The 8,490-nt window shown below is 39.9% G+C and carries 5 protein-coding genes and 10 tRNA genes; 13 read left to right on the top strand and 2 right to left on the bottom strand.

Annotation, left to right across the window (positions count from 1 at the left end; all coding sequences use genetic code 11):
* The first annotated feature begins 8 nt into the window (after positions 1-8).
* The 13 genes from CJ483_RS23665 (at position 9) to CJ483_RS23600 (ending at position 5,725) form a co-directional block, all read left to right on the top strand.
* Positions 9-82 (top strand) — tRNA-Met (locus tag CJ483_RS23665).
* Between the two features lie 3 nt (positions 83-85).
* Positions 86-162 (top strand) — tRNA-Asp (locus CJ483_RS23660).
* Positions 163-213: 51 nt separating this feature from the next.
* Positions 214-289, top strand: a tRNA-Phe gene (locus tag CJ483_RS23655).
* Between the two features lie 37 nt (positions 290-326).
* Positions 327-411, top strand: a tRNA-Tyr gene (locus CJ483_RS23650).
* Between the two features lie 7 nt (positions 412-418).
* A tRNA-Trp gene (locus CJ483_RS23645) sits at positions 419-492 on the top strand.
* 17 nt (positions 493-509) lie between these two features.
* Positions 510-585: transfer RNA gene (locus CJ483_RS23640), tRNA-His, on the top strand.
* Positions 586-601: 16 nt separating this feature from the next.
* Positions 602-676 (top strand) — tRNA-Gln (locus tag CJ483_RS23635).
* 12 nt (positions 677-688) lie between these two features.
* Positions 689-762, top strand: a tRNA-Cys gene (locus tag CJ483_RS23630).
* 8 nt (positions 763-770) lie between these two features.
* Positions 771-844: transfer RNA gene (locus tag CJ483_RS23625), tRNA-Gly, on the top strand.
* 11 nt (positions 845-855) lie between these two features.
* A tRNA-Ile gene (locus CJ483_RS23620) sits at positions 856-929 on the top strand.
* Positions 930-1,829: 900 nt separating this feature from the next.
* Complete coding sequence (locus tag CJ483_RS23610) at positions 1,830-2,945, top strand: M20 metallopeptidase family protein (protein ID WP_120038615.1); 1,116 nt, start codon at positions 1,830-1,832, stop codon at positions 2,943-2,945.
* A 196-nt stretch (positions 2,946-3,141) separates the two neighbouring features.
* Entirely contained in the window at positions 3,142-4,407 is a 1,266-nt protein-coding gene (locus CJ483_RS23605; protein ID WP_120038612.1) for an MFS transporter, read from the top strand.
* A gap of 73 nt (positions 4,408-4,480) precedes the next feature.
* Positions 4,481-5,725 (top strand): M20 metallopeptidase family protein, encoded by a 1,245-nt coding sequence (locus tag CJ483_RS23600; protein ID WP_220702352.1) that lies wholly within the window; start codon positions 4,481-4,483, stop codon positions 5,723-5,725.
* A 371-nt stretch (positions 5,726-6,096) separates the two neighbouring features.
* Here CJ483_RS23600 and CJ483_RS23595 read toward each other — a convergent pair whose 3' ends face one another.
* Entirely contained in the window at positions 6,097-7,743 is a 1,647-nt protein-coding gene (locus CJ483_RS23595) for a sensor histidine kinase (RefSeq protein WP_259455854.1), read from the bottom strand.
* Positions 7,740-8,450 carry a response regulator transcription factor gene (locus CJ483_RS23590; protein WP_120038610.1) on the bottom strand — a complete coding sequence of 237 codons (711 nt, stop codon included), beginning with the start codon at positions 8,448-8,450 and terminating at the stop codon, positions 7,740-7,742. Before CJ483_RS23590 ends, CJ483_RS23595 begins: the two co-directional genes overlap by 4 nt.
* Positions 8,451-8,490: the final 40 nt, after the last annotated feature.

Genomic DNA, 8,490 nt, shown 5'->3' with positions numbered 1-8,490 from the left:
GTTATCGTCGCGGGGTGGAGCAGTCTGGTAGCTCGTCGGGCTCATAACCCGAAGGTCGCAGGTTCAAATCCTGTCCCCGCAATCTGGTCCGGTAGTTCAGTTGGTTAGAATGCCTGCCTGTCACGCAGGAGGTCGCGGGTTCGAGTCCCGTCCGGACCGCCATATTTCTTCCAGCAAGGAGTGTCTTGCTGTTGATATATAATATTCTTGTGTGGCTCAGTAGCTCAGTCGGTAGAGCAATGGACTGAAAATCCATGTGTCGGCGGTTCGATTCCGTCCTGAGCCACCATTTTTTCATTGTCTAAGAAGCTGTCTCTATTTCAGATGGAGGGGTAGCGAAGTGGCTAAACGCGGCGGACTGTAAATCCGCTCCCTCCGGGTTCGGCGGTTCGAATCCGTCCCCCTCCACCAGTTTGATAGGGGCATAGTTTAACGGTAGAACAGAGGTCTCCAAAACCTCCAGTGTGGGTTCGATTCCTACTGCCCCTGCCAAATTAACTATCATTATGGCGGTCGTGGCGAAGTGGTTAACGCATCGGATTGTGGCTCCGACACTCGTGGGTTCGATTCCCATCGATCGCCCCATACCTATTATTATTAATGGGCTATAGCCAAGCGGTAAGGCAACGGACTTTGACTCCGTCATTCGTTGGTTCGAATCCAGCTAGCCCAGCCAATTTCTTTTACTGGCAGCATAGCCAAGTGGTAAGGCAGAGGTCTGCAAAACCTTTATCACCGGTTCAAATCCGGTTGCTGCCTCCAAAACATATGCGGGTGTAGTTTAATGGTAAAACCTCAGCCTTCCAAGCTGATGTCGTGAGTTCGATTCTCATCACCCGCTCCATTTACATAAATGGGCCTGTAGCTCAGCTGGTTAGAGCGCACGCCTGATAAGCGTGAGGTCGATGGTTCGAGTCCATTCAGGCCCACTTTGTTCCACAATAGCTCAATGGGAGAGCAATAAATTTACACGTATAAGTTGACTGTTAGAGGTTCGAATCCTCTGGGATATGTAAATTATAAAAAGCACCTGGCCAGTTTTTGTAAAACTGGCCAGGTGCTTTTTTGTACATACTAGGGATTCCCTGAATGTAAAAGGTATCTAGTATCTTTTTAAGTGTGTAATCCCTTATAAGCCTTTTGGTCAGCCATTCTTAATCCTTCTCCTATGTTACAAAATTTTTATATTCATGCTCATAACGATCTGCTGCTGGGATAAGCCATTTAAAAGATCAAATAGCCGTTTATTTCACTCTTCGTCAGAATCACTAAAAATTTTTTCGGAACATAAAACACCCATTTCTTTTTTAATGCTTCAACGAACAATAAATATGCATCAAGATGTTTATATTCCATTTATTCTTCTTGATCTTCTTCCTCATTGAACCCTCTCATCGTTATTGATAACAGTATATACAACGCATTTACTTTCTTTAATACACTCTTTGTAATATATTCGTTTCTCTTAATAAATTAAAAGGATCTTTAGTTCAATAAGCATGAACATGACCAAATTTAATACAAGGTTACATGATAAAAAGGGGGAAAATTTTCACCTGATTAGTAAAAAAAACTTACCCTTCTTTGTGGAGCTTTCTTTAATAGAAGGAGGATAAAGGTAACGAAATTTTGGCATAGGATTTGCATATAAGTATGAAAGACTCATAAATGAGGATAGTATTTTGAGTTTTGAAAGCGATTGCTCTCTACATAACGAAGGGGCTATCCAGTTGTTATGTATACGTTATCAGCTGACTGAGCAATGACTCTAATACTAACTACACATTGAATCTTTTTTAGAAAACGCTTAACTCAAGGAGATAGTTACAATGGAAAAGAGAAACTTAGAACTTGCTAAACAATTGCGTCGTGAATTGCATCAACATCCTGAACTTTCTAATGAAGAAGTATGGACAAAACAGCGTTTAATGGATTTTTTGAAAACGCATACGAGTCTTGAAATTGTAGATAAAGGCAATTGGTTCTATGCCATTTACCGGGCTGGAGTATATAAATCCAATATTGCTTTTCGTGCAGATTTTGATGCACTTCCAATGGATGAAGTGATCGATCTTCCATGGGCTTCTCAAATCCCGGGAAAAGCACATAAATGCGGACATGATGGACACTCAGCAACACTAGCAGGATTTGCACTTGAAATTGACCAAAATGGCGCAGACAAAAACGTCTTTTTCCTGTTCCAGCATGCAGAAGAAACAGGAGACGGCGCTGCTCAATGTGCTGCCTTTATCGAGGAGAACCATATTGAAGAAATTTTTGCTTACCACAATATGAGCGGTATGCCCCTTAAATCCATCAATGTGATAGATGGTACCGCTCACTGTGCTTCCAAAGGCATGACGATCCAGATGGAAGGGGCGCCAGCCCATGCCAGCCAGCCCGAGGATGGGGTCAATCCGGCTTTTGCCATAGCGAAAGTTATCGATGCTATTCCTGAGTTTACTTCTCCAGAGAACAATAGAGGCTTAGTACTCTGCACGGTTGTCCAAGTGGATATAGGCAAAAGAGCTTTCGGAATGTCTGCGAGCAAAGGAGATTTACTTCTGACGATTCGTGCCCTGCATGAGGAAGAATTGGACAAGCTCCAGAAAAACCTTGAAGAACTTGCTTTAACGCAAGCAGAAAGGCATGGACTGAGAGTAAGCTTTTCCTATAATGATACTTTTCCAGAGACGGTAAATCACAAGGAGAGCTCTGATAAAATTCGTCAGGTAGCAAAATCGAAAGGAATGGAATTGGTGGAACTCAAAGAGGCTTTTCGGGCTTCGGATGATTTTGGCCACTATTTAAAGTTAACAAAGGGGGCATATTGCTTTATCGGAAACGGAGTAGATTATCCACAAGTTCATACCTATGAGTACGACTTCTATGATGACCTCATTGAAACAGGAGTTGAACTATTCAAGGGATTAGTTGAATTATAGCTTCTACACAAACGGTTAGAGGGGGTGAAAGATTACCCTGTCAGTTAATGAGGGGGACTGTGTAATTTGTTGTGATGAGTCATTCTGTAACGATGAGAAGTGATCTTATTAATGCTATTCTCTATTCGGTGAAATGAGTGACACTAGAGGGGATTGGTAAGTCAACATAACAAAAGAAAACGGGGGATAGTGTGATATGAATGAAAAAGGCGGTATTTTTTACGGATGGTGGATATTAGTAGCAGGCTTCCTGATTATGACTTTTTTATATGCGCCTATTGCAAACTTAGTGTCACTTTTTACTAAGCCGGTTACAGAAGAGCTTGGTTTTGGCAGAGCTGAATTTACCATGTATTACACCGTAATGGCAACAACAGCCATGATCATCGCTCCAATCGCTGGCAGGTTAATGAAAAAGATGGACATTAGAGTATACATGACGATCTTTACCCTCCTGGGAGCAGGGGCGTATATAGGTTTTTCATTTGCAACTGAACTTATTCACTTTCTTTTATTTGCCGTACCAATGGGGATGGCTTTGACAGGAGCTGGAATGATTCCCGTCTCCGTTCTCATCACAAACTGGTTTAATGCAAAACGCGGCTTAAGCTTAGGGATTGCTTTGTCCGGAACAGGTTTTGGGAGCATGATTCTTAGTCCGTTAGTTACTTGGATCATTACAGTTCACGGATGGAGAACGGCTTATCTTGCGATTGGGATTTTAATACTGGTTGTACTCGTTCCATTGATTATATTTGTTGTTAAATTAAGCCCGGCTGATAAGGGTTTACTGCCTCTAGGGAAAGAGGAGACTTCTAATGGTGCACCACAGAAAGAATTAGTAGGCGTCACTCAAAAGGAAGCATTCAAGTCGGTATCATTTTGGGCTCTTTGTACAGGAATCCTTGTCGGGGGAATTGTTGTAAATAGTATGATTATCAATTTGGTCCCTTATTTAACAGATATAGGCACTCCAACCCAACAAGCTGCATTGCTACTATCATTAGCCTCAGCGATGGTCATTGTGGCGAAACTTTTAGTCGGAAGATTATATGACAAGCTAGGATTAATCAAAACGTTAACTTTTATCGTTGCGTCAGATATTATCTGTTTTCTGTTTTTACTGAAGGGCAACTTATTAATCCCTGGTATTCTTTATACCGTATTTTCCGCATTAGGTTCAACGGCTGTTACAGTAACACCTGCCTATCTTACAGGAGCGCTTTTTGGTGAGAAAGAATACAGTTCAAAATATGGAACAGTTGCTCTGTTTACTTCGTTGGGTGCAGCTGTAGCTCCGATAGCAGCAGGGTTGATTTATAATATTAATCATTCATACGGGCTGCTGATCAAGGTGTTAATTGCACTTGCGGTTGTAGAGTTTGTCTTATTCTTTATTGCCATTAAATCAAAACCAAAGTTTGATTTAAATTCAGATATTTCACAACAAGATGCACTGTAACTTCATTATAAAGAAAAAAATGTTCCTCCTATCTTTAAGGCAGGAATTTCAAGAGAAAGGAAGAATCAGCATAATGGCTAAGACTATTACAAATATGGGTAATTTTTTTGAAGAAGCAAAGAAGTATGAGGAACAAATCATTAAAGATCGCCGGTACTTACACCAGCACCCAGAGTTGGGCTTTGATCTTCCAAACACTCAAAAGTATATTCGTCAGCGATTAGATGAGATGGGGATTGAAAACAAGCCATGTGGTGTCGTGCCTGAAGAAATTACAAAAAAATATGAGAAAGCTGGATTTGGAGCACAGAACCATTGTACAGGTGTCGTAGCGACTATTGGAACAGGGGAACCGTGTATTCTTCTTCGTGCCGATATGGATGCACTGCCGCTTGAAGAAGAATATGAATCCGAATATAAATCAAAAAACCCTGGCAAAATGCATGCCTGTGGTCATGACTCACATGTTGCTATGTTATTAGGCGCTGCCCAAGTATTAAAGAATTATGAAGATCAACTGCAAGGAACTGTTAAATTAATGTTTCAACCGGGTGAAGAGTGGGGCTATGGCTCCAAGTTAATGATCGATGATGGATTACTGCAAAATCCTACAGTAGATGCAGCGTTTGGTATTCATATTATGCCTGACCAAGAAGCCGGTACATTATCTGTTCACAAAGGGCCACTCACTCAAGCCATGGATACTTATATTGTTGAAATCCAAGGAAATGGAGGACATAGTTCACAACCACATAAAACCATTGATGCGAATATGATCATGAACCAATTATATACAAGCTTAAATTTATTATATACGCGCGAAGTAGACCCACGTGCTCATGTGACATTCTCTATCGGGGCAATGAGCGGTGGTGCGGTGACCAATATTATCCCTGATAAAGCCGTGTTACAAGGAAATATGCGCAGCTTTGACCAAGAATCAAGAGACCATATGTGCAAGCGAATCCCAGAAATGATTGATCATACAGTGAAAGCATGGCGCGGCGAATATAATATTGTGGACTTCCATACACCAACGACCCATAATGATGCAGACTTTATTGATGAAATCATGCCCGCACTAGAAGATATTATGGGAAAAGAAAATATTACTGATCTTGGAGCATTAGGCGGATCAGAGGATTTCTCTCATATCACTCAAGCAGTTCCTTCTGCTTTTGTTGTTTTAGGCACGGGCAAAGAGGGAGAGCCGCCTGTTCACAATCCTCGCATGCATCAGAATGAAGATATTTTCAAATACGGGGCAGCCCTGCATGTCCATGTTGCAATGGAGTGGCTAAAAGCTCAACGTAAATAATAAGATATATGTATAGTCAGTTGTTCGATGATCAAATAAAGGTTATTTGTATTCTATAAATAGAAGACTAGCTCATAAATTAACCAAGAAGCATTAAATATAGGCTTCTTGGTTGATTTATTTTCTGAGTTTTAATGAAAACAGGTTACCTTTTTCAAACTAAAAGACTTCCTGCTTGTGTTTATTCTCAAAAAATCTTTTGCTTTAGGAATGTACTATTGGGGAAGTTGAGAAGATTGCAAAGGGAATCAATAAATTAGATAACAAGGAAATCTTAAAAAGAGGAGGAGTTGGCGCAACGGTTGTATTGTAACTTAAGAAGGATTTACGAGAAGATTCGGAAGAGGAACCTTCTCGTATTTTGATGTTTTTTAAAAATTATTCATTTGGTTGATTCGACAGCTGAATGGTGAAAGTCGTTCCGTTAACGTTGGATTGCACATCAATTGTCCCCCATGCAAATCAATTAATTGTTTTGTGATGGCAAGCCCTAAACCTGTTCCTTCTGCGGCGTCGGTCGTATTGGTTTCCCTGTAGTATCTTGTAAACAAATTGTCGAGTTTCGCCTGCGGAATACCTGGCCCTTTGTCGGAAATCGTTATTGCTGTACTACGGTTTGTACAAGTCGCACTTAACTGAATTGCTTGATCTTCAGGCGTGTATTTTATGGCATTGGAAAGCAGATTATCCATGATTCGCTTTAACGCTAATTTATCGGCATAAACATCACAGCCATGCTCTACCTTTATGTCAATACGCGCATCCTGAAACTGTTCGAGCCAATCGGATAATAAAATTCGTTCTTTGTTTAAATGGACCGCATTATTTTTTAGCTGATACGTATAGGTTAAGTCTTTAATCAATGCGTCCATATAGCTCGCTTTTTCTTGCATCGTCTTGGCGAATTGCTGGATTTCTTCTTTGGACCAATGGTAATCTTCTGAAGCAAGCATAGTCGAATAGCCGTAAATAGAGCTAAGCGGTGTTTTTAAATCGTGTGAAAGTCCTGTAATCCATTCTTCTCTTAATTGTTCTGTATGTTGAAGCTGTCTTTCGTTATAGGCAAGCCGCTCTGATAAATGATTCAATGATGTATCTACCGGCTCAAACAAGCGGTATTTCCTTTTCATTTTTCCAGTTTTCTTATGATAAATAATTTTATCCTTTAAAGGCTCGTATTTAAATTGTGCGAGTCTCTCAATACGGGACATAATATACACAATCGGCCGGATGAATTGCCGAGAAATGCTTAAAGAAAACAAAAGAACACCAATAATTAACAAAATATGCCCGCCAATAAAAACGCTCACTAATAAAATCATGGCTTTGTTAAATGGACCATAAAAAGGTTTATAAGATGGATTATCAAGCCGCACTGCTACAGTATAGTCCCCAACCTGCTTACTTTGCGTTAGCTCTTTTAATTCGAAAATATCATAATTTTCGTCAAGCAAGTCAGCTCTTGTTAATGCTTTTTTAGAAGCACCCCACGTTAAAGTTCTCTGCCACTTTTTATCATAAACATCCACCATCGCACCTGCCTCTTTTAAAATCGCTTTTGCTTCTGCAGTTAACGGTTTTGATGGCTGCCATATTGCTAGTAATTTTTGCAGTATTTCATCCGCCGGCAAATCTGCAATAAATAAAAATGTATAGCCGTCTGCTACCCATTTTTGCATGCCCTGCAGCTCTAAATTCAATAATTGTTCATTTGTAAGATCGCAAATTTGACATACGTCACCTGTGTAATCCAAAATTGTGAGCTCTTGATCCAATAAATAAAATTGCCCTAAGTTTTCTTCAGCCGCTTTTTCTAATGATTTAGGAAGCTGCTCATTCTCAACAATCCCTTCAAATTCATAGGTTGTTTTCATATGCACATTGTCGCCGACTTTATCGTATATAAAGTAGATAAAAAGACCAAAGCTAAAAAAAATGCTCATAACAAACAGTAAATAAAACACAACAAAATAGCCGCTAAATTTTAAAGTCAGTTTGCTTGAAGGCTTTAATTTCATTTTATTATCTCACCTTGAAGCTTATATCCAATGCCACGGACAGTAACAATGCATTGAGGCTTCCCGGGGTTTTTTTCAATTTTTTCTCGTAGTTTTCGAATATGAACCATAATGGTATTGTCATCATAAAATGTATCGCCCCACACCCGTTCATAAATTTGTTCTTTCGATAACACGAGTCCCTCATTTTCGCATAAATATTTCAACAAATGATACAGTCGACCGCTGATCATCTCAGTCTGTCCATTTACCGTTAATTCGGCAGCAGATCTGTCAAATGTAAAGAAATCGCATGTATAGATAGTATTTGTTCCAGCCCTATCAGTCTCTTTTTGCTTCATATATCTCATCAGCTGAACTTTAATTCGTGCAACTAGCTCTAGAGGGTTAAATGGCTTTGTAATATAATCATCTGCCCCGCTCATAAAGCCAATTAGCTTATCTGCATCACTTGTTTTTGCTGTTAAGAAAAATATCGGTGCATCACTCACGCGCCGAATTTCCTCAGCTACTTCTAGTCCGCTCCCATCTGGTAGCATAATATCGAGTAAATAAAAATCATATGTATTTGTTTGAAGCGTGTCTTGAATAGTTTGTATGGTTTTGAAATGCTCAATATTTGTAAATCCCTCTTTTTTAAGTATAATTTCAATCATTTGGGCAATGGCGGTTTCATCTTCTAGCACCGCAATTTTTGCTTCTGGCATCCTTCCACCTGCTTTTAAGATTACTTTAAGGTAGACATTA

The sequence above is a fragment of the Bacillus sp. PK3_68 genome (assembly GCF_003600835.1).
Lineage (GTDB): Bacteria > Bacillota > Bacilli > Bacillales > Domibacillaceae > Pseudobacillus.
The sequence above is the reverse complement of the archived record's forward strand: the minus strand, read 5'-3'. Positions and strand labels throughout refer to the sequence as shown.